This is a genomic window from Serratia sp. szju (assembly GCF_044594185.1).
GTDB classification, from domain to species: domain Bacteria; phylum Pseudomonadota; class Gammaproteobacteria; order Enterobacterales; family Enterobacteriaceae; genus Serratia; species Serratia bockelmannii.
Map to the genome: position 1 here is coordinate 1122538 of NZ_CP172576.1, position 22557 is coordinate 1145094.

Sequence of the window (22557 nt, forward strand, 5' to 3'; positions counted from 1 at the left end):
CGGTAACAAGCATGTTAGACAAAATTATTCGAATTGCCACCCGACAAAGCCCGCTTGCACTCTGGCAAGCACATTATGTGCAGCAACGTCTGATGGCCAGCCATCCCGGCCTGCAGGTCGAGTTGGTGCCGATGGTGACGCGCGGCGACGTTATTCTGGATACGCCGCTGGCGAAAGTCGGCGGTAAAGGCCTGTTTGTTAAAGAACTCGAGCTCGCGCTGCTGGAAGGCCGCGCCGACATCGCCGTGCACTCGATGAAAGACGTGCCGGTCGATTTCCCTGCCGGCCTCGGTTTGACCACCATTTGCGAACGCGAAGATCCGCGCGACGCTTTTGTTTCCAATCGTTTCGCCTCGCTCGATCAGCTGCCGCAGGGCAGCGTGGTCGGCACCTCCAGCCTGCGCCGCCAGTGCCAACTGCGCGAACGCCGCCCGGACCTGATCGTACGCGACCTGCGCGGCAACGTCGGCACTCGCCTGGCCAAGCTGGACAACGGCGACTACGACGCGATTATTCTGGCGGTGGCCGGCCTGAAACGCCTGGGGCTGGAGCAACGCATCCGCAGCCCGCTGAGTGCCGAAGAGTGCCTGCCGGCGGTCGGCCAGGGTGCAGTCGGCATTGAATGCCGTCTCGACGACAGCGTCACCCGCGCGCTGCTGGCGCCGCTGAACCATGCGGCTACCGAAACCCGCGTGCGCGCCGAACGGGCGATGAACACCCGTCTGGAAGGCGGCTGCCAGGTGCCGATCGGCAGCTATGCCGAACTGGATGGCGACAGCCTATGGCTGCGCGCCCTGGTCGGCGCGCCGGACGGCAGCCAGATGGTGCGCGGCGAACGCCGCGGCCCGGCCGCCGAGGCTGAACGGATGGGCGTTGAGCTGGCGGAAGAGTTGCTGGCGCGCGGCGCGCGCGAGATCCTGCGCGAGGTTTATCAGGGAAATCCGCCGGCATGACGATCCTGGTAACCCGCCCATCGCCTTCGGGAGAGCGGTTAGTGAGCCGGCTGCGCGCACTCGGCCGGGTTGCCTATCATGCACCGCTGATCGACTTCGCCCCCGGCAGCGATCTGCCGCAGCTGCCGCAGGCGTTGCAGCAGTTGAACGCCGGCGATCTGGTATTCGTGCTGTCGCAGCATTCGGTGAACTATGCCGATTCGGTCATCGGCCGCGCCGGACTGAGCTGGCCCGCTCACCTGGCCTATTACGCCATTGGCCGTACCACCGGGCTGGCGCTGCACCGCATCAGCAGTTTGCCGGTGGAATACCCGCGCGAGCGCGAGATCAGCGAAACGCTGCTGCTGCTGCCGGCGCTGCAGAAACTGGCGGGCAAACGCGCGCTGATTTTACGCGGCAACGGCGGCCGCGAGTTGCTGGGCACAACGCTGAGCGAGCGCGGCGCCGACGTCAGCTATTATGAATGCTATCAACGCAGCCCGGTGCACTACGACGGCAGCGAGCAAAGCGCCCACTGGCAGCGTGCCGGTGTGGATACGCTGGTGGTGACCAGCGGTGAAATGTTACAACAGCTCTATACTTTAGTTCCTGATTACTATCGTTCTTCATGGCTGCTGCGTTGCCGCCTGGTAGTAGTGAGCGAACGCCTGGCTACCCTCGCCCGGGATTTGGGCTGGCGTACGATTCGGGTAGCTGACAACGCCGATAATGACGCGCTGATCCGCGCGCTACAATAATCTGACTATGGGATGTGCCACTATGACGGAACAAAATACCCCAGCCGCCCCGGTTGAAGAGCCAACCACCGCGGTTGAGAGCTCCCAGCAGCCAGCCGCTGCCAGCCGCAAAGGCAAGAACACCGGCCCGGTGCTCGGCGCGATCGCTATCGTGCTGGTCATCGCCCTCGGTGCGGGCGGCTATTACCACACGCACAAGCAGGCACAACAGCTGATCGCCGCCAATCAGGCGCTGCAGCAGCAGCTTGAAGGCGTGAAGCAGAGCCAACAGCAGGAAAGAAATGCGCTGGAAGGCCTGCTGCAGCAGCAGGGTAAAACCCTGGACGCCGCCGATCGCGAGCAGGCGAATCTGGCGCGTCAACTGAGCGAGCTGCAGGAAAAAGTGGCGACCATCTCCGGCAGCGACGCCAAAACCTGGCTGCTGGCGCAGGCCGATTTCCTGGTGAAAATGGCCGGCCGCAAGCTGTGGAGCGATCAAGACGTGACCAGCGCCGCCGCGTTGCTGAAAAGCGCCGACGCCAGCCTGGCGGACATGAACGATCCTAGCCTGCTCGACGTGCGCCGCGCCATTACCGAAGACATCAGCACGCTTTCTACGCTGACCCAGGTCGATTACGACGGCATCATCCTCAAGGTCAATCAGCTGTCCAACCAGGTGGATAACCTGCGCCTGGCCGATAACGACACCGACGAAGCGCCGATGGATCAAAACAGCAGCGAGCTCTCCGGCTCGATCGGCGAATGGCGGCAGAACCTGGCCAAGAGCTGGCACAATTTCATGGCTGACTTCATCACCATCCGCCGTCGCGATACCAGCGCCGAACCGCTGCTGGCGCCGAACCAGGACATCTACCTGCGCGAAAATATCCGTTCGCGCCTGCTGGTGGCCGCACAGGCCATCCCACGCCACCAGAACGAGACCTACAAGCAATCGCTGGAAACCGTCTCCACCTGGGTGCGCGCCTATTTCGACACCACCGATCCGGCGACCAAGGCTTTCCTGGAAGAGCTGGATAACCTGAGCCAACAGTCGATCTCGATGGACGTGCCGGATCAGTTGAAAAGCCAGCCGCTGCTCGAAAAAGTGATGCAGACCCGGGTGCGCAACCTGATGACCCAGTCCCCTGCCGCTCACCAGGAGGGTTAAGCCATGTTACGCGTGCTATTTCTGTTCCTGGTGGTGATCGCCAGCGTGGTGCTCGGGCCGATGTTGGCCGGGCATCAGGGCTACGTGCTGATCCAGACCGATAACTACAATATCGAAACCAGCGTCACCGGCCTGGTGATCATGTTGGTGCTGCTGTTCGTGGTGCTGCTGGCGATCGAGTGGATCCTGCGCCGCATCTTCCGTACCGGCGCCCGCACGCGCGGTTGGTTTATCGGCCGCAAGCGCACCCGCGCGCGCCAGCAAACCAAAGCCGCGCTGATCAAACTGGCGGAAGGCGACTATAAGCAGGTTGAGAAGCTGATGACGCGCAACGCCGATCACGCTGAACAGCCGGTGGTGAACTACCTGCTGGCCGCCGAGGCCGCGCAGCAACGCGGCGATGACTTCCGTACCAATCAATATCTGGAACGCGCCGCCGAAGCCGCCGACACCGATCAGCTGCCGGTGGATATCACCCGGGTTCGCATCCAGCTGGCGCAGGGCGAGAACCACGCCGCGCGCCACGGCGTCGATCGCCTGCTGAACCAGGCACCGCGCCATCCGGAAGTGCTGCGCCTGGCGGAACAAGCCTATCTGCGCACCGGCGCCTACGCGTCGCTGCTGGAAGTGCTGCCGTCGATGCGTAAAATCGAACTGCACAGCGAAGAGCAGCTGCAGGCGTTGCAGCAGCAGGCTTACATCGGTCTGATGAATCAGGCGATGGCGGACGAAGGCAGCGAAGGCCTGAAGCGCTGGTGGAAAGATCAGAGCCGCAAGACGCGTCACGAGGTGCCGCTGCAAATCGCGATGGTGGAACACCTGATCGAATGCAACGACCACGAGCTGGCGCAGGAGATTGTGCTCGACAGCCTGAAGCGCCAATACGACGAGCGCCTGGTGCTGTTGCTGCCGCGGCTGAAGTCCGGCAACCCCGAGCAGCTTGAGAAAGCGCTGCGTCAGCAGATGAAACAACACGGCGCGACGCCGCTGTTAAACAGCACGCTGGGGCAACTGCTGATGAAGCACGGCGAGTGGCAGCAAGCGGCCGACGCCTTCCGCGAAGCGCTGAAACAGCGTCCGGACGCCTACGATTACGCCTGGCTGGCCGATACGCTGGAGAAACTGCATCGTTCGGATGAAGCGGCGCAGATGCGGCGTGAGGGGCTGATGTTGACGCTGAAACAGAACGGCGGCGAATAACGCCCTGCCCGAGAGAGAAGAGCGCGGCCCCGATGCCGCGCTTTTTTTTGCTCAGGGTTTTTCTGTGGCGCAAAAAAAAACACTTGCCGTATGGCAAGTGTATAAAGAAGCAATCAGGTCTAGGACAACAGGGGCGGTGCCTCACTCAACGTTCTGCCCTGAGCGTGATGACGGGTTAGTCATCGTTCTCGTGGGCGATAGGCACCCTAAATCGGCTCTGCGTCATTCCCAGGGTTTATGAAGCCTAAGGCGAACATAAGAGGTGGAATGAGCATCTACGCTATAGATATAGCATTTGGCGTGCCAACTTTTATATTGAGTCCATCCCCATAAGAAAATAGAATTCAAGATATTGAAAATATTGATTTTTATTTAATTCCATCCTTTGCGTTGCAAACCACTTCCTGGCATTCCTTGCCAGCGGCCGTTATCAGGATGTCGCCTCAAAACGACGACTTAAGCCAAAGCCAACTTTATCTTTTTAAATCAATGAATTATTTGTCTCAACCTGACGACAGCGCTGGATGGCGTTGTCGCTGAAAACCAACACGCTTGCCAGCAGAGACAAAATGCCCATCCTTCGATACGCAAAAAACCCGCGCATTGCTGCACGGGCTTGTCGGTATTAGCTTCGTCATGCTGAGAAAACTTGCTCTCATAAACGGCAGATGTAAAAAAACCGACTTGCGTCGGTTTCTTTGAAAGTGGTCGGCGAGAGAGGATTACGCGCATCGTTGATGCGCGCCCTACGGGCCGTTGCTAAAGCAACGTTGTCTCGCTTCGCGAGGCTCGAACCTCCTGCGGAGGTACTCATCCTCATAAACTGCAGGCGTAAAAAAACCGACTTGCGTCGGTTTCTTTGAATGTGGTCGGCGAGAGAGGATTCGAACCTCCGACCCACTGGTCCCAAACCAGTTGCGCTACCAAGCTGCGCTACTCGCCGATTTGTGTTGCTCATACTACCCGATTTATCAGACCGTTGTCCATATAAATCTTATATTTATCAGATATTTTGCGTGGTGCGAAGAGAGGGACTTGAACCCTCACGTCCGTAAGAACACTAACACCTGAAGCTAGCGCGTCTACCAATTCCGCCACCTTCGCACTGTCACAAAATACTGCTAAATCTTCACTTCGTTAGGAAGTGGGGTGGCTAATGGGACTCGAACCCACGACAACTGGAATCACAATCCAGGGCTCTACCAACTGAGCTATAGCCACCATTACTACTTCTTCTTACTCACGCGGTAATATTACCACCGCAGCTCCTGCGCACAAACTTAATGGCGCGCCCGACAGGATTCGAACCTGAGACCTCTGCCTCCGGAGGGCAGCGCTCTATCCAGCTGAGCTACGGGCGCGTAGCGCCGTTGCGGGAGGGGATACTACGGATTTACGCCAATCCTGTCTAGTGCTTTTTCGCAGAAATGTTGCGTTTGATTACGCTTTGCTCACTCCTGCGCAGGAAAGCGCACTCCGTAGCCCCTTTTCACCGTTTATTGCCGCGTTTCTACCCGATTTTCAGCCGGATGATGTTTCTTATGCATACCGAAAGCGAAGTAGCACAGGCTGACGCCGGCTAAGAAAATCGCCCCGACCAGCAGGGAAATTCGCGTATCTGGGTTGATTCCCATGCCGACCAACACGCAAACCAGAAAAGCGATGGTCAGATAGTTCACATACGGGAACATGATCGACTTAAAGCTGTGGGTTTTGATCGCTTCCTTATGGGCACGGCGGAAATAGAGCTGGCTTATCAGCACCACGAACCACGGCACCATGCCCGGCAGCACGCTGGCGCTGTAGACATACACGAACACCTGCTCCGGATTCGGGATAATGTAGTTCAGCGCGGACCCCACCAACAGACAGGCGATGGTGACGGCGATGCAGTTCACCGGCACACCGCTGGCGGAAAGCTTGGTCAACGCCGCCGGCAGTTGGCGGTTCTTGGCCAGGGCGTACAGCATGCGGCCGCCGCTGTACATGCCGCTGTTGCAACCGGAGAGCGCGGCGGTCAGCACCACAAAGTTGATAATGCCGGCGGCGGCGACGATGCCGATCTTGGCGAAGGTCAGCACAAACGGGCTGCCGGTGGTGCCGATGCCGTTCCACGGGAAGATGGTCACGATGACGAAGATTGCGCCGACATAGAAGATCAGGATGCGCCACAGGATATTGTTGATCGCGCGTTTCAGCGTCACCTGCGGGTTCTTGGCTTCCCCGGCGGTGATGCCTACCAGCTCAACCCCCTGATAGGACGCCACCACGATGCACAGCGCAAACAGGAAGCCTTTCCAGCCACCGGCAAAGAAACCGCCGTGCGCCGTCAGATTGGCGAAACCGATAGGCTCACCGCCGTTGCCGAAACCGAAGAAGATCACCCCCAGCCCCACCAGAATCATCACGATGATGGTGGTGACCTTGATCATGGCGAACCAGAACTCCAGCTCACCGTACAGGCGCACCGCCGCCAGGTTGGCCAGCGCCACCATCGCCACGGCGATCAGTGCAGGCACCCACTGCGGTATTTCCGGGAACCAGAACTGCACATACACCCCGATGGCGGTGATCTCAGAAATACCAACGGCGATCCACATAAACCAGTAGCCCCAGGCGGTCAGGTAACCGAAGTAGGGATTCATGTACTTATGCGCGTAAACGGCAAACGACCCGGCGACCGGCTCGAGGAACAGCATCTCCCCCATCGAACGCATAATAAAAAACACGAACAGCCCGGCGATGATGTAAGCCAGCAGCACCGACGGCCCGGCCCATTTCAGCGTACTGGCCGAACCCATAAACAGGCCGACGCCGATGGTGCCCCCCAGAGCGATAAGCTCGATGTGCCGGGCCTCAAGGCCCCGGTGTAGCCCTTGCGGTTTCTCTTTGTGTGCCATAAATCCTCAATAATTTTTCTCGGGTTGTGTTTGCCTGCCGGCCGCTGCCGGTCGTTATTGTCATTATTAAAAGAATAAATCATCCCCTGCCGTTCGGGTTGGCATCAACGGGTAGTCGGAGCGAAGTTACCGTGAGAAGAACATCGTTCAGCGCTGTCGCGTCAGGCTTCAGCGGCCGGGGATAATTTCCGGGCGGTATCGTTTCGCATTTCGCCGCTATAAGCAAACCGCAATTTAAAACTTTATGGAATAAATGCGGCTGCGTTTAGGGCTGGGGGTTATAGATATGCGGGAGAAACGTGCAAAAGCAGATTATTGGTACAGCAGACCGGAGCGGAACAGCACTTTCCGCCCCGGATGTAGAGGTTACATCTTGCCGCTGTAGTAGTAGCCGACAAACTTCAACAGCTTCAACTGCCGGCCGATGCGGCTGGGCTGGCTGAGCAGGCGGTAGAGCCACTCCAGACCGAGGTTCTGCCACACCTTGGGCGCACGCTTCACGTGGCCGGTAAAGACGTCGTAGGTGCCGCCCACGCCCATGTACAGCGCCTGCGGATGCACCTTGCGGCAGTCGCGCATCAGGATCTCCTGCTTCGGCGATCCCATCGCCACCGTCACGATAGCGGCACCGCTGGCGCGAATACGCTCGAACAGCGCCTCACGTTGCTCCGGTTTGAAATAGCCATCCTGGCTACCCACCAGGTTGACATTCCACTGGCTGCGCAGCTTTTGCTCGGTTTCCGCCAGCACCTCCGGCTTGCCGCCGACCAGGAAGACCGGCGTGCCTTCACGACCGGCGCGCTGCATCAAGGCTTCCCACAGATCGGCGCCCGCAACGCGCGAAACGTCCGCCGCCGGGTATTTGCGGCGAATCGAGCGCACCATGCTGATGCCGTCGGCGTACTTGTACTCCGCCTCATCCAGCAACGCATGCAGCGCCGGGTCCTCTTCCGCCTTCAGGATCTTTTCCGCGTTCATGGCCACCAGCGTGCCCTGTTTGACCCGGCCGCCGTCGAACAGAAAGTCCATGCAGTGCGCCATATCGCGAAAGCCCCACAGGCTGAAACCGCGCAGCTCATACTGCGGCACCGAAATCTTTGTTTCCATCGTTCTCATTACCCTTACAAAAGACCGTTCGCCCGAGGCGGAGACGCCAGCGCGCGGGCGCGCGTCACTCTGGCCTTGATCAGCCCGGCGGTATCGAACAGCCAATACAGCAACTTCGCCAGCACCAGACAGGCGCCGAAAATAATGCAGAAGAACACCACGCGCGACACGAATGAGTCCACCCCTTCGCGCGCCAATACGATTATGTTGAACACCGCACCGAAGCAGAAGCCTTGCAGAATGGCCGCCTTATAGCGGTTCGGTTCGGTTTTACCCAACTCATACAGCCAGTCGAACCACTTGATGATCATGCCCACCAGAATCGCGCCGAGCGGGATAAACAGCGCGCCGCCCATCACCACCAGCGAACCGATCAGCGTCGGGGATATCGCCAGCCCGGAGTGGTTGTTCAGCACTTCCCAGGTGAAATAGTTGGCCGAGTTCAGCACCACGTCCGGCCGGCCCGGCCATAGCCAGGTTGGGATAAAGACGTAGAAATCACGCAGGATCGGCGCCAGGCCCTGGAAATCGATCTTGTCGTAATTTTGCAGCAGCAGCGCCAGATTTTCCCACGGCGAGAAAGTATCGCGGGTCAGATAAAGGAAGGTATAAAACGCTTCCGCGCCGCTGACGTCCAGGCTGTAGCGCTTCAACGCCAGCCAGAACATGCCGACCACACCGAATATGCCCGCCGCCGCCAACATCCACAGCGTGATCCAGCCGCGCACGATACCGATAAACAGGAACAGCGCGAAGGCGATGATGATATTGGCGCGGGTGCCGCCGACGATGACGTAGGTCAGAATGCCGAACGCCACCGTCGCCACCAGGAACAAGAACCAGGCGCGCAGATCCTGCCGCAGGAAATAGACCACCAGCATCGCCGGAATGAAGAAGTAGAAGAACCGTTTGAGCGCCACGCCGGACACGTCGCTGGAGAAGATCTGGCTGTAGGAATTGAGCTTGAACAGCAGGAAGCCGTTCTGCATGAAGAAGATACCCACGGTCCCGATCGCCACCAGGGCCAGAAGCACCCAGGTCATATGGGTTTCCACCCGGTTCATGGTGAACAGCGCCGCACGCGGCTGAGAGCGGCGCTTGCGCAGCCGGGTCTTGTAGGTGACGTAATAGATGGCGTAAAACGCCGTCGCCGACAGCAAGGCGTACAGCAGAAACTCCACCGGTACCACCTCGACGTCAAACTGAAACACCAGCAGACAGGTCAGCGGGAAGCCGAAATAAAACGTCAGCAAATACAGCAGCGAGAAGAAGACGTTGAAGTTAAAGCGCACGCGCCGAAACTCCTGGTAGGTCAGCGTCAGAATAAACGTCAGGCTGACCAGGTAGACGACGAACAGGCCGCCGAATTGCGCCAACGTCATGAGTGCTCTCCCGCCGCCAGCGCCAGGGCTTGCTGCCAGCCGTCGACATAGTTCGGATTGAAGAAAGCGATCGTCTGTTTATCTACCGCCGCCAGCTGACGCTGCGCTTCGCGCACCACCGCCTCGTCGAGCGAGTCGCCGTAGAACAGCACCGGCAGGTGCTGTTCCGCCAAATCCTGCCAGAACGGGTTCTGCCGGCTGAGCACGAAAGGCACGCCAAACTGAATCAGCAGGCACAGGGTGCCTATCCCCTGCTGGCGATTGAAAATGAAATAGCCGAGATCGCAGGCGCGCAGAATATTGAGGTAGTCTTCAAATGCCACCTGCTGCGTGAGCAGCTGCAGATTTTTCTCGCCGAACAGCGGCAATCCGGCGGCACGCACCTGCTCGATGTAAGCGTCGTTATTGGCCGGATAGCCCATCGGCAGGATCACGCGCACGTCGGCGCCGAACTGCTGATGGATCGCCTGCAGTGCTTCGATATGCCGATTGCTGCGATCGCCGGAGTTGCCCACCAGAATCGTCATCGGCCCGGCCAGATTTTTCTCGACGTGAACGTCGGTCAGCGCCGGATCCATGCGGGTCGGGAAGTACAGCAACGAGGCAGGTACCCGCGCATGGCGCTGCTGGTAGTGAATCACGTCGCCGCGGGTAGCAAATACATTCCCCACCCGCCCCTGGGCAATGCGGCGCAGCAGATAAAACAGCCTGAATTTCCAGCTGGTGGCGTCTTCGTACAGATCGGCGCCCCAAATATGCCAACTGACCTGACGCGCCTTGATCTTGCCGCTCAACAGCGCCAGCCACAGCCCCGGATTAAACTGGCCGTGTAGGAAGAAGCGCGCAGCGCGATCGGCCTGGGCGCGGGCGATCACCGCCGCCGCCAGGCTTTTCTTATCGGCGTAAGGCTCAATATTCAGGGCGGGGAAATCCCCCAGTGCCGCCACATCCTTGGCCGCCACCATAAAATGCCGCGTCTGCTCAGCCGGCAAACGCGGCGCCAGCACGTCGTTGAAGAAGCGAAGCACCGTCTGGTTATGATGCGGGATATCGGATCCCAGAACGTGAATCAGTGTGGTCATACTCGTCTACGATAAATAAGAAACACGCAGCTACAGAGCGCGAAATACACGATGTAGGTTGCCATATAGGCCTGAGCCGCACCCAGCGCGCCGTGCTGCGGGATCAGCCAGTGCGAGAACAGCGTCAGCAGCAGAAACTGGCTGACTTCCGTCAGGATATAAAAGCGCAGCGACGCTTTAGCGATCACCAAATAGCCGAACACATAAGCCCCGACTTTCAGCACGTCGCCCACCAGTTGCCAGGCAAACAGATCGCGCATGGCGACGAATTTATCCGAGAACAGCAGCCAGATAGCGAAATCGCGCAGCACCCAGACCGTAAAGCTCGCTGCCGCTACCGCCGGCAGCACGAATTTCAGCGAGCGCACGATCTCCCGCGAGATGGCGCCCTTGTCCGTCAGCCGCGACAGCGTCGGCAGCAGATAGACGGTAAACGAGGCGGTGATAAACTGCAGATAGGCATCGGAAATGCTGCTGACGCCTTGCCAGATCCCCACCTCATCCCAACCGTAATGCGCGGCCAGCAGGTTTCGCATCATGACGTAGGCCACCGGCAGCGTCACCGAGGTGATCAACGCCATGACGGTGAATTTGCCGAGGTTACCGGCCACCCGTTTGTCCCAACGCAGCGCCAAATAGCGCAGCGGCAGCGTTTTGCGCCGCCACAGCATCAGCCCGGCCGGCAGCACCACCAACGCCGGCACCAGCGCCAGCCCCGCCAGCGCACCTTCATAGCCGCCCAGCTTGAAGCACAGGTAATATGCCACCACGCCGATCAGGCTACCGCCGATCACCGCCAGCGCATTGCCCATCGCGTCGCGATAGCCTTTCAGCACCGCCATGAACAGGTTGGCGTAGGCGATGCCCATCTGAATGAAAGCGACGGCGCGCACCACGCCGACGTAATCGGCATGCCCGAACAGCCCGATGCTGATCGGTTCGGCGGCGAACAGAAACACCAGCGCCAGCAAGGTCGAAAAGCCCAGCACGATGCTCGACGCGGTACCGACCGCCAGGCGCAAACGCTGCGGATCCTGATGGTACTCCGCAACGTATTTGGTTATACCGTTAAAAATACCCGCGCCGGACAGCACGCCCAGCACGGTGATCAACTGGCGAAAGTTACCCGCCTGCCCCACGCCGCTGGGGCCAAACGCTACCGCCAGCAGTTTCACCACCAAGAGCCCCACGCCAATTTTGATCAGCGTGGAGCCGGCGGTCCATATCGATGCTTTTGCCAACGACATATCAGGCAAAGAAGCTCAGGATGGTATTGATTACCGTACGCTGATTGACATCAGACATATTGTAGAACAGCGGCAAGCGCACCAGACGCGCACTTTCCTGCGTGGTGTAACGATCTTCGCCGGCAAAGCGGCCAAACTGTTCGCCGGCCGGGCAGTCATGCAGCGGGATATAGTGGAACACGGCCATGATTTCGGCTTCCTTCAGGTAGTCGATAAAGGCCGTGCGCTCTTCGATATCACGCAGCTTGATATAGAACATGTGCGCGTTATGCACGCAGTCGGCTGGGATGCTCGGCAGTTCGATGCGGCCGGCCTTCGCCAACGGCAGGAAGCTGTCGTAGTACTTCTGCCACAGTGCCAAACGGCGCTGGTTGATGCGTTCCGCCACTTCCAGCTGGCCCCACAGGTAAGCGGCCTGCAGGTCAGACATCAAATAGCTGGAACCGATGTCGCGCCAGGTATATTTATCGACCTGGCCACGGAAGAACTGGCTGCGGTTGGTGCCTTTCTCGCGGATGACTTCCGCCCGATCGATCAGGGCCGGATCGTTCACCAGCGTCGCGCCGCCTTCGCCGCCGGCGGTGTAGTTCTTGGTTTCATGGAAGCTGAAGCAGCCGATATGGCCAATGGTGCCCAATGCCTTGCCTTTGTAGGTCGACATCACACCCTGCGCGGCGTCTTCCACCACGAACAGGTTATATTTCTTCGCCAGCGCCATGATGGTATCCATCTCGCAGGCAACGCCGGCATAGTGCACTGGCACAATCGCGCGGGTTTTATCGGTGATCGCCGCTTCGATTTTGGTTTCGTCGATGTTCATGGTGTCCGGACGCAGGTCGACGAACACCACTTTGGCACCGCGCAGCACAAAGGCGTTGGCGGTTGAAACGAAGGTAAAGCTCGGCATGATCACTTCGTCACCCGGCTGAATATCCAGCAGGATGGCGGCCATTTCCAACGACGCGGTGCAGGAAGGCGTCAACAACACTTTCGCGCTGCCGAAACGCTGTTCCATCCACTGCTGGCAGCGACGGGTAAAGCCGCCGTCGCCGCACAATTTGCCGCTGCCCATGGCAGCCTGCATATATTCCAGTTCAGTGCCAACAACCGGTGGAGCGTTAAATGGAATCATGTCTACCTCTGTATAACCAGTACGCGGTGCTTTCAATCACGGCACCCTGTCGTTGATAGAGTCGTAATGCGGCGATATTGCCTGTCTGGGTCGCGACCCGCAGGCGCTGCATTCCTTGCCGCCGACATTCGGCCAGCGCCGCAGTCATCAGCCGAGTGCCAATGCCCCGGCCTGATACGCCGGGGAAAGCCGCCAGCAGGCCGATACGCATTTCCTGGCCGCCAATGTCACGCAGGCTGACAAATCCCTCTGGCCGCCCCTGTTCGTCCAGCGCCAACAGGCACTGATGATCGAAGGTGCCCAGAACGGCCTTTTCGATCCACAAAGCATAAAACCGGCCGCTGTCATCAGGTTGATACCAGGGGGTACGAAAGCGGCTGACGGTGAACGCCTGAGCCGCCGCGGTGCGCAATGCCGGGATATCGGCTTCTGCCGCCAGGCGGGACGTCTGGGCGACGAAACCCGGTTCAACCACGTGATCATGCTCAAGAGCCAGAACCAGATCGACCTCGCCCTCAACCAGGCGAAATCCCAAATCAGCCAGACCGTCCGCCAACGCAAGGTGCTGAGCGGGGACTTTGGCCTGCACCAAGGCATAAGCCGCCAAGTCGGCCTCAGCCAGAACCGGGGCTGAGGATGAGAAGCTGAGTTTCGCGCTGTCTAGCGCGAAAAACTCGCTTTCCCACGCCAAAGGCTCAATAATGGCGTGGACGCACATGCAGTAAATCCAGCAAATACTTGCCATAGCCCGTTTTGGACAAGGAGTGGGCGGCACGTTTGACGCCCTCATCATCCAGCCAACCGTTGCGCCAGGCGATCTCTTCCAGACAGGCGATTTTAAAGCCCTGACGTTTCTCGACCGTCTGCACGAAGCTGCTGGCTTCTAGCAGACTGTCGTGAGTCCCGGTGTCCAACCAGGCGAAACCACGTCCCAACAGCTCGACGGTCAGTTCACCGCGCTCCAGATACATCTGGTTGATGCTGGTGATTTCCAGCTCGCCGCGCTCGGAAGGCTTCACCTGCTTGGCAAACTCCACCACTTGGCTATCGTAGAAGTACAGACCGGTCACCGCCCAATCGGATTTCGGTTTCTTCGGCTTTTCTTCGATCGACAACGCACGGAAGTTATCGTCAAACTCCACCACGCCAAAGCGTTCAGGATCCATGACCTGATAACCGAATACGGTGGCCCCCTCGGTACGGGCCGCGACGGTTTTTAATTTCGGGCTGAAAGATTGGCCGAAGAAGATGTTATCGCCCAACACCAGGCAGCAAGAATCGCCGTTGATAAACTCCTCGCCGATCAGGAACGCCTGGGCCAGGCCTTCAGGCTTAGGCTGCGCAGCGTAGCTGAGATTGATGCCGAATTGTTCGCCGTTACCCAGTAAACGCTCGAAGGACGGCAGATCTTCCGGGGTCGAGATGATCAAAATATCGCGGATCCCCGCCAGCATCAGTACCGACATCGGGTAATAGATCATCGGCTTATCGTAAATCGGCAACAGCTGTTTCGAGACTCCGCGGGTAATCGGATGCAGACGCGTCCCGGAACCCCCAGCCAGTACAATACCTTTCATACTTGCTCCCAAATCCGCAGTGCCTTATAAGGACAGCACTGCGCTACATTCACTCGGACAGCCCCAAACGCTCGCCGGCATAAGAACCGTCTTGCACCCGGCGCCACCATACCTCGTTGTTCAGGTACCAAACCACGGTTTTGCGAATGCCGCTTTCGAACGTTTCCTGCGGCCGCCAGCCCAGCTCACGATCAATTTTGCCGGCGTCGATGGCGTAACGCATGTCGTGGCCCGGACGATCCTTCACGTAAATGATGAGATCGCGGTAGTGCGCCACGCCCTGTGGTTTGTTTGGCGCCAGTTCTTCCAGCAGATCGCAGATGGTCTGTACCACTTCGATATTCTTACGCTCGTTGTGGCCACCAATATTGTAAGTTTCGCCCACCACGCCTTCGGTCACGACCTGATAGAGCGCACGCGCGTGATCCTCGACATACAGCCAGTCGCGCACCTGCGCGCCGTTGCCGTATACCGGCAGCGGTTTACCGGCGACGGCATTCAGGATCACCAACGGAATTAACTTCTCCGGGAAGTGATAAGGACCGTAGTTATTCGAACAGTTAGTCACGAGGGTCGGCAAACCGTAGGTGCGCAGCCAGGCGCGCACCAGATGATCGCTCGACGCCTTGGAGGCGGAATACGGACTGCTCGGCGCATAGGGCGTGGTTTCGGTGAACAGATCGTCGGAGCCATGCAGATCGCCGTACACCTCATCAGTAGAGATATGATGGAAGCGGAAAGCCTGTTTTTTCTCCGCCGCCAACGGCTGCCAATAGTGGCGCGCCGCTTCCAACATCGTGTAAGTGCCGACCACGTTGGTTTCGATAAACGCCGCCGGGCCATCGATGGAACGATCGACGTGGCTTTCCGCCGCCAGGTGCATCACTACATCCGGTTGATACTGGGCGAATACCCGATCCAACCCGGCGCGATCGCAGATGTCGACCTGCTCGAAGGCATAACGATCGCTGTCGGCCACCACCGCCAGCGACTCGAGGTTACCGGCATAGGTCAGCTTATCCACCACCACCACGCTGTCGCCGGTGGCCTCGATGATATGCCTCACGACTGCGGAACCAATAAATCCGGCGCCACCGGTGACTAAAATACGCTTCAACGCCAAACCCCCTTGGTATCCACAATCCAGCTTTGCTTAATCTCTTCCGGCCGGATGGCCCTGAACTGTTGGTGATCGACCAACATCACGATCACATCGGCCTGCTGCAACGCCTCGGCAATCGGCGTCAACGTCACATGGCCCGCCAGCGACTTCGGCAACTGTTCGACGTTCGGTTCCACCGCCAGCGTTTCGCCGACGTGCCATTCGGCGATCAGGTGCGCCACCTCTACCGCCGGGCTTTCACGCAAATCGTCGATATTCGGCTTGAAGGCCAGGCCGAAACAGGCAATTTTCACCTCGGACGCGCGCTTGTCGGTGGCGGCCAGGCAATCGGCCACCGCCGCTTTCACACGGTCGACCACCCACAGCGGTTTGCCGTCGTTCACCAGGCGTGCGGTGTGGATCAGGCGCGCCTGCTGCGGATTCTGCGCCACGATAAACCACGGATCGACGGCAATGCAGTGACCGCCGACGCCCGGCCCCGGCTGCAGAATATTCACCCGCGGATGGCGGTTTGCCAGGCGGATAAGCTCCCAGACGTTGATCCCCTGCTCGGCGCAAATCAGCGACAGTTCGTTGGCAAAGGCGATATTCACGTCGCGGAAGCTGTTTTCCGTCAGCTTGCACATCTCGGCGGTGCGCGAATTGGTGATCACGCATTCGCCCTCGAGGAAAATCTTGTACAGCGCGCTGGCGCGCTCCGAGCACTTCGGCGTCATGCCGCCGATCACGCGGTCGTTTTGAATCAGTTCCACCATCACCTGCCCCGGCAACACGCGCTCCGGGCAGTAGGCGATATTCACGTCCGCCGCTTCACCCGCGTGCTGCGGGAAGCTGAGATCGCTGCGCGCCTGCGCCAACCATTCCGCCATCTGTTCAGTGGCGCCCACCGGCGAGGTGGACTCCAGGATCACCAAATCACCTTTTTTCAGCACCGGCGCCAGCGATTTCGCCGCCGCCTCGACATAGGCCAGATCCGGCTCATGGTCGCCTTTGAACGGCGTAGGCACCGCGATCAGGAACGCATCGGCCGCCAGCGGTTTGGTCACCGCCTGCAGGAACCCGCCGTCGACGGCGTCCTTGACCACTTTATCCAGATCCGGCTCAACGATGTGGATCGCGCCGCGGTTAATGGTATCTACCGCATGTTGGTTAACATCTACACCCACCACTTTTTTCTTGCGGGAGGCAAACGCCGCCGCCGTTGGCAAGCCGATATAACCCAGGCCGATAACCGAAATAGTGTCAAAACTCATAGTTTCACCTGATGATTCTTTAAAGCTTCGAGGATACGCTGACAGGCATGCCCGTCACCGTACGGGTTGTGCGCCCGACTCATCGCGTGATATTCGCTTTCGTCCGTCAACAGCCGGGTCACCGCTTCAACAATTTTGGCCACATCGGTGCCGACCAGACGCACCGTGCCCGCATCTACCGCCTCCGGGCGTTCGGTGGTGTCGCGCATCACCAGCACCGGTTTGCCTAACGATGGCGCCTCTTCCTGAATGCCGCCGGAATCGGTCAGGATCATGTAAGCCTGGGTCATCAAATAGACAAACGGCAGATAATCCTGCGGTTCGATCAGCATGACGTTGTCGATGCCTTTCAAAATGCGATTCACCGGCTCACTGACGTTTGGATTGAGATGCACCGGATACACCACCTGCACTTCCGGGTGATTGCTGGCGATCTCCGCCAGCGCGCTGCAAATCCGCTCAAAGCCGCCGCCAAAGCTTTCGCGGCGATGGCCGGTGACCAAGATCAGTTTCTTGTCGGCGTCGAGGAACGGGTAACGCTGTGCCAGGCCCGCGCGCAGCGCAGCATCACTCATCACGCGGTCGCGCACCCAGAACAGCGCGTCGATTACCGTATTGCCGGTCACGAAAATGCGGTTGTCCGGCAGCAGCTCGCGCAACAGATTCTGGCGCGAGTTCTCGGTTGGCGCGAAATGGTACATCGCCAGATGGCCGGTCAGTTTGCGGTTGGCCTCTTCCGGCCAGGGAGAATACAGATTGCCGGTACGCAGCCCGGCCTCGACATGCCCAACGGGGATGCGTTGATAGAACGCCGCCAGGCTGGTCGCCAGCGTGGTGGTGGTATCGCCGTGCACCAGCACCACGTCCGGTTTGAAGTCTTCCAGCACCCCTTTCAACCCTTCCAGGATGCGACAGGTGATTTCCGTTAGCCCCTGGCCGGGTTTCATGATGTTCAGGTCGTAATCCGGCGTGATCTCAAACAACCGCAATACCTGATCCAACATCTCACGATGCTGTGCCGTTACGCAGACTCTTGCGTCAAAGGCCTCATCCTGGGCCAGTGCATGTACCAGCGGCGCCATTTTAATGGCTTCAGGTCTGGTGCCGAAAACAGTCAACACTTTCACAGCGAATCTCTTTTGGTCGGTTAATCGCAGGCACCGCCTGCGAATGGGGAGCTCACGCGCCCTGCATCAGATTATTATATTATTTTTTAACTACGCGGCCGACGCGCCAAGGCAACACCCGCGCCAACCAAAGCGCCCATCGCGCCCCACAGAATCAGCCAGAATACCCGGCGTGGGCTGTCACGTTTTACCGGCTCTTCCGGCGTGCGCAAATAACGATAGGTCTGGAACTTCTCATCCAACGTCGGGCCAACGTTCAGCGTCGCCAGCATCGCGCGGTTCTGATCGTAATCCAGGTCATAGGTCGGGCCGGAGGCCTGCAGGCCTTCCAGACGCGCCTGCAGCATTGGCCGGCCCAGCAAGAACAGATCCGAATCCGGCAACTGCTCAGCCGGGGTGTCGGTTTGCGTACGGCTGATCCCCTGGCTCTCGGCGATTTTCAACGCCTGCTGCGTGGTGTTCAGCTCGCGCTTGTAAACCGACTCCGCCACCGCTTCCTGGCGCTTGACCTGTGCCTTCATCGAGGTGGTACGAGCGGCCCACGCCCCCTGGATCTCTTCGTTCAGGTGCAGGGCAGCGCGGTGGCTGGCGAAAGCCACGTATTGACGCAGCAGGCGGTTGGCGTCCGCGGCGGTTTCCGCCGTCAGCTTCACGCCGTCGTTCGGGACTTTTTTGTCGTCACGCGGCGTGAACAGGATGTTGTTGATCAGCTCGTCGAGCAGCGCCGCATCGGCGCGGGCATCCCCTTCCTGACGTTGCTTGTAATAATCACTCTGCAGCCAGAAATCGCGACGCGTATCGTAAGCCGCCAGTTGCATGATGAACTCATTGTACGCTTCATCCGCGATGCTCGGCTGATCGCCCGCCGTCGCCGGCAACGTGCGCACATCCAGATTGCGCAGGAACTGTTGCTGGGAGTAGTAACCGCCCAGCGCATTCACCGTGGGTTTGTCGGTGATTGCGGTCGCGCTCCATTCTTGCTTAACCAGATAAGAGACGATCAGCGCGACCGCCGCGAACAGCACCGCAATGCCGATTATCCACGGTTTGCCGCGCCACAGGGTGCAGCACAGGCCGCGGATATCGAGTTCGTTATCCACCGCCGGGGTATGCTTGTCAGACGTTGTTTCTGGATTCATCACAGCCAAAAAGCCTCTGGTCTCTGGTTAAGGTACTTGCTTGTTATCGCCCGAACGCCGCAGCCGGCGCTTGATACGCTTAATGTACCGCGCAACCCGCCAGGCGCGCTTGATGCAGTAACCGTACAGGAAGAATGCAAGCAAGAATAATGCCAACATAACCCACTCAGGGATAAAAGTCAGGCGTTCGCCGATCACGCCCACCGCCGCCAGCAATGCGGCCGCCAGGGTGATCAATACGAAAGCCTGCCGTGGCGTAAAGCCGGCGCGCATGATCAGGTGGTGAATATGTTGACGATCGGGAGAGAAGGGGCTCATCCCCTTGCGTAAACGACGATACATGATTGCTATCATGTCCATCAGCGGAATAGCGATGATCCACAGCGCAGTCACCGGGTTAATCGAGTGTGCCTTGCCCTGCGAGCTTTGCAACAGCAGCCAAATGGCGGTAAAGCCGATCAGGGTACTGCCGGCATCCCCCATGAACACCTTATAACGGCGGCCGAGGATGCCGAGGTTGAGCAAAATATAGGGAACGATGGTGGCGATCATCGCAAAGCACCAGAACGCCATCTCATGGTGACCGCTCAGGTACAGCAACAGACCCAGCGCGCCGAAGGAAACGCATGACAGCCCACCCAGCAGGCCATCAATGCCATCGACCATGTTGAAGGCGTTGATCGCCGCCCATACCGCGAACAGCGTCACCAAATAGCCGAACGGCCCCAGCAACATCTCCCAGTCGCCCAGCACATGGCCGAAGCTGCGCAGATACAGACCGGCGAACACCATCATGGCGATGCCGACCAACGCCTGCACCAGGGCGCGGATCTTAACGCTGATGTCAAAACGATCGTCAAGCGCGCCCACAAACACCAGAATGCCGGCGCAGGTGAGGTAAAGCTTGGCGTGCGCGATAGGCTGTTCGGAGATCCAAAATGCGAAGCACAATCCGGCATAAACGGAAATACCGCCGACCAGAGGAATCAGCCCCTGATGGCGTTTGCGATAATTGGGTTTATCTACCAGACCAATACGTTTTGCCGCCTTGCGGGCAACAAAGAGAAAAGCCAAAGAAAACAGGAAAACAAATAGAATTTCAGTACTCATAGTGAGTAAGTTCACAGTTAACAGATCTCTGTAGAAGATAAGGCAGCTTACCACGGGCAATAGCTTGTGCCATCGGCCCCCGCCACCTTTCGGTCATTTCCTATGACAACGGTGATTCATGCCTATTTTCTTCGCATCGGCTGACAAAACGACAGCAGCAAAGCCGACCGACGCAACGCCGACCGACAAACAAGATGAATTCTCAATAAGTCGAGGAAACAACTTACTTTTCCATTACTGCTACTTATCGTATCCGCCAAAAGCGAAAAACGCCACGACTAGGCGTGGCGTTCAGCGAATTTTTTAACGAATTATGAGCGTTTCATCATATCGAAGAATTCATCGTTGGTTTTAGTCATCGCCAACTTATTAATGAGGAACTCCATCGCGTCAATCTCACCCATCGGATGAATGATTTTGCGCAGGATCCACATTTTTTGCAGCTCTTCAGAGGTGGTGAGCAGCTCTTCTTTACGGGTACCGGAGCGGTTGTAATCGATCGCCGGGAATACGCGTTTCTCGGCGATTTTACGCGCCAAGTGCAATTCCATGTTGCCGGTACCTTTAAATTCTTCGTAGATCACTTCGTCCATCTTCGAACCGGTATCAACCAGCGCGGTCGCGATGATGGTCAGGCTGCCGCCCTCTTCCACGTTACGTGCCGCACCGAAGAAACGCTTCGGACGATGCAGGGCGTTGGCGTCCACACCACCGGTCAGCACCTTACCGGAAGCCGGTACCACGGTGTTGTAGGCACGCGCCAGACGGGTGATGGAGTCAAGCAGAATGATCACGTCTTTCTTGTGCTCAACCAGGCGTTTGGCCTTCTCGATTACCATTTCGGCCACTTGTACATGGCGCGAAGCCGGTTCGTCGAAGGTCGATGCGATCACTTCACCTTTCACCAGGCGCTGCATCTCGGTCACTTCTTCCGGACGTTCGTCGATCAGCAGCACCATCAGCACGCAGTCTGGGTGATTGTAAGCGATACTCTGCGCAATGTTCTGCAGCAGCATGGTTTTACCGGCTTTCGGCGGTGCCACGATCAGGCCACGCTGGCCGCGGCCAATCGGTGCCGCCAGGTCCAGTACGCGCGCCGTCAGGTCTTCGGTCGAGCCGTTGCCGCGCTCCATCCGCAGACGGGAATTGGCGTGCAGCGGCGTCAAGTTCTCGAACAGGATCTTGCTGCGGGCGTTTTCCGGCTTGTCGTAGTTGACTTCGTTGACTTTCAACAGGGCAAAATAGCGCTCGCCTTCTTTTGGCGGACGAATCTTACCGGAAATGGTGTCACCTGTGCGGAGGTTGAAGCGGCGGATTTGGCTAGGGGATACATAGATGTCGTCGGGACCGGCGAGGTAGGAACTGTCTCCAGAGCGGAGGAAACCGAATCCATCCTGCAATATCTCGAGCACGCCGTCGCCGAAGATATCTTCTCCGCTTTTCGCATGTTGCTTCAGAATGGAGAAGATAATGTCCTGCTTGCGCATGCGGGCAAGGTTTTCCAGCCCCATATTTTCGCCGAGAGTAATCAGCTCAGAAACCGGCGTATTCTTTAATTCGGTAAGATTCATAGTGGTGGGTTCTTAAACTCGGGGTATGTCTCGAACTTGTATCGTGAATGGTATGGCAGCGAGATGCGTGCCTGTTTACTGGACGTTCGATCACCGGGCGCAGAGCCGTCGCGGTAAGAAATGGCTTACATCGGGCGCACGCATTGACGGTTGAAGATCGAAGGTACCTTAAAAATGATTTTTGCAAAACCGTTTGATTGCCAAAACACGGGCTGAGTTCAGTTTACTTTCAACGCCAGTGGTTCGACACAGAGTATAGCTTTAGATTCAAACTCTTTAGATTTAAAACTTCGGGCAAGTTCTATATGCAGTGTGGTTAAACTTAACACGCTTCTTGGCAGGCGTCTAGCGGTGAATTGAACATCACCGCCAGGCACCTGATACTGGGCTTCCCGCCCGATTACAGATTCGCGTTCAGGAAATCTTTGAGCTGACCTTTAGACAACGCGCCAACCTTGGTCGCGGCCACTTCACCGTTCTTGAACAGCAACAGCGTAGGGATGCCACGGATACCGTACTTAGGCGCGGTAGCCGGGTTCTGATCGATATTCAGCTTGGTGATGGTCAGTTTGCCTTCGAACTCTTCGGCAATCTCATCCAGAATCGGAGCAATCATCTTGCACGGCCCACACCATTCAGCCCAGAAATCGACCAGGATCGGCCCTTCCGCATTCAGCACATCGGCTTCGAAGCTGCTGTCAGTCAGGTGAATAATTTTATCGCTCATGTTCTACTCCACAGGATTATGTCTACCTTGTTGGTGTAGCATT

The 22557-nt window shown here is 58.2% G+C and carries 19 protein-coding genes, 4 tRNA genes and 1 other RNA gene; 4 read left to right on the forward strand and 20 right to left on the reverse strand.

Translation table 11 applies throughout. The features are described 5' to 3' along the window. Nucleotides 1–11: 11 nt before the first annotated feature. Genes hemC through hemY form a run of 4 tightly spaced genes read left to right on the forward strand, consistent with a single transcriptional unit; the run spans nt 12 to nt 4037 of the window. Nucleotides 12–953 carry a hydroxymethylbilane synthase gene (gene hemC, locus RE418_RS05385; RefSeq protein WP_041037210.1) on the forward strand — a complete coding sequence of 314 codons (942 nt, stop codon included), beginning with the start codon at nt 12–14 and terminating at the stop codon, nt 951–953. Continuing rightward, the gene (hemD, locus tag RE418_RS05390) at nt 950–1690 is read left to right on the forward strand and encodes a uroporphyrinogen-III synthase (protein WP_025304868.1); all 741 of its coding nucleotides are present in this window, start codon (nt 950–952) and stop codon (nt 1688–1690) included. Before hemC ends, hemD begins: the two co-directional genes overlap by 4 nt. 22 nt (nt 1691–1712) lie before the next feature. Then, nucleotides 1713–2837, forward strand: a complete 1125-nt coding sequence (gene hemX / locus RE418_RS05395) for a uroporphyrinogen-III C-methyltransferase (protein ID WP_399675910.1) — start codon at nt 1713–1715, stop codon at nt 2835–2837. A 3-nt stretch (nt 2838–2840) separates the two neighbouring features. Beyond that, nucleotides 2841–4037, forward strand: a complete 1197-nt coding sequence (gene hemY, locus RE418_RS05400) for a protoheme IX biogenesis protein HemY (RefSeq protein WP_004934228.1) — start codon at nt 2841–2843, stop codon at nt 4035–4037. A gap of 705 nt (nt 4038–4742) precedes the next feature. Here the strand turns inward: hemY and RE418_RS05405 are convergent. The 20 genes from RE418_RS05405 to trxA all read right to left on the reverse strand — a co-directional run bounded on the left by RE418_RS05405 (nt 4743) and on the right by trxA (nt 22514). Beyond that, nucleotides 4743–4871, reverse strand: a non-coding RNA gene (locus tag RE418_RS05405) — RtT sRNA. Between the two features lie 32 nt (nt 4872–4903). Beyond that, nucleotides 4904–4980, reverse strand: a tRNA-Pro gene (locus tag RE418_RS05410). A 74-nt stretch (nt 4981–5054) separates the two neighbouring features. Then, nucleotides 5055–5141: transfer RNA gene (locus tag RE418_RS05415), tRNA-Leu, on the reverse strand. Between the two features lie 41 nt (nt 5142–5182). Beyond that, nucleotides 5183–5258: transfer RNA gene (locus RE418_RS05420), tRNA-His, on the reverse strand. 63 nt (nt 5259–5321) lie between these two features. After that, a tRNA-Arg gene (locus RE418_RS05425) sits at nt 5322–5398 on the reverse strand. 135 nt (nt 5399–5533) lie between these two features. Continuing rightward, nucleotides 5534–6937 carry an amino acid permease gene (locus tag RE418_RS05430; protein WP_025304867.1) on the reverse strand — a complete coding sequence of 468 codons (1404 nt, stop codon included), beginning with the start codon at nt 6935–6937 and terminating at the stop codon, nt 5534–5536. Nucleotides 6938–7303: 366 nt separating this feature from the next. Continuing rightward, nucleotides 7304–8044, reverse strand: a complete 741-nt coding sequence (gene wecG / locus RE418_RS05435; RefSeq protein WP_025304866.1) for a lipopolysaccharide N-acetylmannosaminouronosyltransferase — start codon at nt 8042–8044, stop codon at nt 7304–7306. Nucleotides 8045–8058: 14 nt separating this feature from the next. Then, complete coding sequence (wzyE, locus tag RE418_RS05440) at nt 8059–9426, reverse strand: ECA oligosaccharide polymerase (RefSeq protein ID WP_043142238.1); 1368 nt, start codon at nt 9424–9426, stop codon at nt 8059–8061. After that, complete coding sequence (locus RE418_RS05445) at nt 9423–10508, reverse strand: TDP-N-acetylfucosamine:lipid II N-acetylfucosaminyltransferase (protein WP_089181526.1); 1086 nt, start codon at nt 10506–10508, stop codon at nt 9423–9425. The genes wzyE and RE418_RS05445 overlap by 4 nt, the downstream gene beginning before the upstream one ends. Continuing rightward, entirely contained in the window at nt 10505–11755 is a 1251-nt protein-coding gene (wzxE, locus tag RE418_RS05450; RefSeq protein WP_025304863.1) for a lipid III flippase WzxE, read from the reverse strand. Before wzxE ends, RE418_RS05445 begins: the two co-directional genes overlap by 4 nt. Before the next feature lies 1 nt (nt 11756). Continuing rightward, nucleotides 11757–12887 carry a dTDP-4-amino-4,6-dideoxygalactose transaminase gene (gene rffA, locus RE418_RS05455; RefSeq protein WP_089181525.1) on the reverse strand — a complete coding sequence of 377 codons (1131 nt, stop codon included), beginning with the start codon at nt 12885–12887 and terminating at the stop codon, nt 11757–11759. Beyond that, nucleotides 12874–13605, reverse strand: a complete 732-nt coding sequence (rffC, locus tag RE418_RS05460) for a dTDP-4-amino-4,6-dideoxy-D-galactose acyltransferase (protein ID WP_060448379.1) — start codon at nt 13603–13605, stop codon at nt 12874–12876. The genes rffA and rffC overlap by 14 nt, the downstream gene beginning before the upstream one ends. Further along, on the reverse strand, nt 13583–14464 hold the full coding sequence (rfbA, locus tag RE418_RS05465; protein ID WP_049295055.1) for a glucose-1-phosphate thymidylyltransferase RfbA: 882 nt from the start codon (nt 14462–14464) through the stop codon (nt 13583–13585). The genes rffC and rfbA overlap by 23 nt, the downstream gene beginning before the upstream one ends. A 49-nt stretch (nt 14465–14513) precedes the next feature. Further along, the gene (gene rffG, locus RE418_RS05470; protein WP_060448402.1) at nt 14514–15581 is read right to left on the reverse strand and encodes a dTDP-glucose 4,6-dehydratase; all 1068 of its coding nucleotides are present in this window, start codon (nt 15579–15581) and stop codon (nt 14514–14516) included. After that, complete coding sequence (gene wecC, locus RE418_RS05475; RefSeq protein WP_089181524.1) at nt 15578–16840, reverse strand: UDP-N-acetyl-D-mannosamine dehydrogenase; 1263 nt, start codon at nt 16838–16840, stop codon at nt 15578–15580. Before wecC ends, rffG begins: the two co-directional genes overlap by 4 nt. Continuing rightward, on the reverse strand, nt 16837–17967 hold the full coding sequence (wecB, locus tag RE418_RS05480; protein ID WP_043142254.1) for a non-hydrolyzing UDP-N-acetylglucosamine 2-epimerase: 1131 nt from the start codon (nt 17965–17967) through the stop codon (nt 16837–16839). Before wecB ends, wecC begins: the two co-directional genes overlap by 4 nt. 86 nt (nt 17968–18053) lie before the next feature. After that, the gene (wzzE, locus tag RE418_RS05485) at nt 18054–19106 is read right to left on the reverse strand and encodes an ECA polysaccharide chain length modulation protein (protein ID WP_033631474.1); all 1053 of its coding nucleotides are present in this window, start codon (nt 19104–19106) and stop codon (nt 18054–18056) included. A 27-nt stretch (nt 19107–19133) separates the two neighbouring features. Further along, a complete protein-coding gene (gene wecA / locus RE418_RS05490) occupies nt 19134–20231 on the reverse strand; it encodes a UDP-N-acetylglucosamine--undecaprenyl-phosphate N-acetylglucosaminephosphotransferase (protein ID WP_025304855.1) in 1098 nt (365 codons plus the stop codon). A gap of 296 nt (nt 20232–20527) precedes the next feature. Continuing rightward, complete coding sequence (gene rho, locus RE418_RS05495) at nt 20528–21787, reverse strand: transcription termination factor Rho (protein WP_004934188.1); 1260 nt, start codon at nt 21785–21787, stop codon at nt 20528–20530. 400 nt (nt 21788–22187) lie between these two features. Then, nucleotides 22188–22514 (reverse strand): thioredoxin TrxA, encoded by a 327-nt coding sequence (gene trxA, locus RE418_RS05500; protein WP_025304854.1) that lies wholly within the window; start codon nt 22512–22514, stop codon nt 22188–22190. Nucleotides 22515–22557: the final 43 nt, after the last annotated feature.

Excerpts from the sequence above, each read along its gene's own strand:
- hemC (WP_041037210.1), top strand. The coding sequence starts at position 12 with ATGTTAGACAAAATTATTCGAATTGCCACCCGACAAAGCCCGCTTGCA.
- hemD (WP_025304868.1), top strand. The coding sequence starts at position 950 with ATGACGATCCTGGTAACCCGCCCATCGCCTTCGGGAGAGCGGTTAGTG.
- hemX (WP_399675910.1), top strand. The coding sequence starts at position 1,713 with ATGACGGAACAAAATACCCCAGCCGCCCCGGTTGAAGAGCCAACCACC.
- hemY (WP_004934228.1), top strand. The coding sequence starts at position 2,841 with ATGTTACGCGTGCTATTTCTGTTCCTGGTGGTGATCGCCAGCGTGGTG.
- RE418_RS05430 (WP_025304867.1), bottom strand. The coding sequence starts at position 6,937 with ATGGCACACAAAGAGAAACCGCAAGGGCTACACCGGGGCCTTGAGGCC.
- wecG (WP_025304866.1), bottom strand. The coding sequence starts at position 8,044 with ATGGAAACAAAGATTTCGGTGCCGCAGTATGAGCTGCGCGGTTTCAGC.
- wzyE (WP_043142238.1), bottom strand. The coding sequence starts at position 9,426 with ATGACGTTGGCGCAATTCGGCGGCCTGTTCGTCGTCTACCTGGTCAGC.
- RE418_RS05445 (WP_089181526.1), bottom strand. The coding sequence starts at position 10,508 with ATGACCACACTGATTCACGTTCTGGGATCCGATATCCCGCATCATAAC.
- wzxE (WP_025304863.1), bottom strand. The coding sequence starts at position 11,755 with ATGTCGTTGGCAAAAGCATCGATATGGACCGCCGGCTCCACGCTGATC.
- rffA (WP_089181525.1), bottom strand. The coding sequence starts at position 12,887 with ATGATTCCATTTAACGCTCCACCGGTTGTTGGCACTGAACTGGAATAT.
- rffC (WP_060448379.1), bottom strand. The coding sequence starts at position 13,605 with ATGTGCGTCCACGCCATTATTGAGCCTTTGGCGTGGGAAAGCGAGTTT.
- rfbA (WP_049295055.1), bottom strand. The coding sequence starts at position 14,464 with ATGAAAGGTATTGTACTGGCTGGGGGTTCCGGGACGCGTCTGCATCCG.
- wecC (WP_089181524.1), bottom strand. The coding sequence starts at position 16,840 with ATGAGTTTTGACACTATTTCGGTTATCGGCCTGGGTTATATCGGCTTG.
- wzzE (WP_033631474.1), bottom strand. The coding sequence starts at position 19,106 with ATGAATCCAGAAACAACGTCTGACAAGCATACCCCGGCGGTGGATAAC.
- rho (WP_004934188.1), bottom strand. The coding sequence starts at position 21,787 with ATGAATCTTACCGAATTAAAGAATACGCCGGTTTCTGAGCTGATTACT.
- trxA (WP_025304854.1), bottom strand. The coding sequence starts at position 22,514 with ATGAGCGATAAAATTATTCACCTGACTGACAGCAGCTTCGAAGCCGAT.